The 422-nt window shown below is 49.5% G+C and carries 1 protein-coding gene; it reads left to right on the top strand.

Features of this window, described 5'->3' with window-relative positions; all coding sequences use genetic code 11:
* Positions 1-422, top strand: a 422-nt coding sequence (locus KH400_RS29755; protein WP_217228087.1) for a hypothetical protein, incomplete at both ends; no start/stop codon positions are given.

Raw genomic sequence — 422 nt, 5'->3', positions numbered from 1 at the left:
AAAGGGGGAAGAAGGGAAAAGAGGAGAAAAGAGAGAAGAGGAGGGAAGGGAGGGAAGGAGAGAAAGAAAAGAGGAAAGGGGAAAAAAAGGAGGAGAGGGGGAGGGAAAAGGAGAGAGAAAAAAAGGGGGAAAGGGGGAGAAGGAAGAGAAAAGAGGGGGAAGGGAGGGAAGAAAGGAAGAAGAAGGAAAAGGAGAGAAGGGGAAGAAAAAAAAGAGAGGAGGAAAGGAGAAGGAAAGGAAGAGGAAGAAGAGAGGGGGGAAGAAGAGGAAAGGAGAAAGGGGGAAAAAAAAGGAGAGAAAAGGGGGAAAGAGGGGGGGGGAGAGAAAAGGAAAGGGAAGAAGGGGGGGAGAAAAGAGGGGAAGAAGAGGGGGGAGGAAGAAAGGAAAGAAGGAAAGAAGGGGGGGGAAGAGAAAGAGAGAAG

It is taken from the genome of Desertibacillus haloalkaliphilus, assembly GCF_019039105.1.
GTDB lineage: Bacteria > Bacillota > Bacilli > Bacillales > KJ1-10-99 > Desertibacillus > Desertibacillus haloalkaliphilus.
The sequence above is the reverse complement of the archived record's forward strand: the minus strand, read 5'-3'. Positions and strand labels throughout refer to the sequence as shown.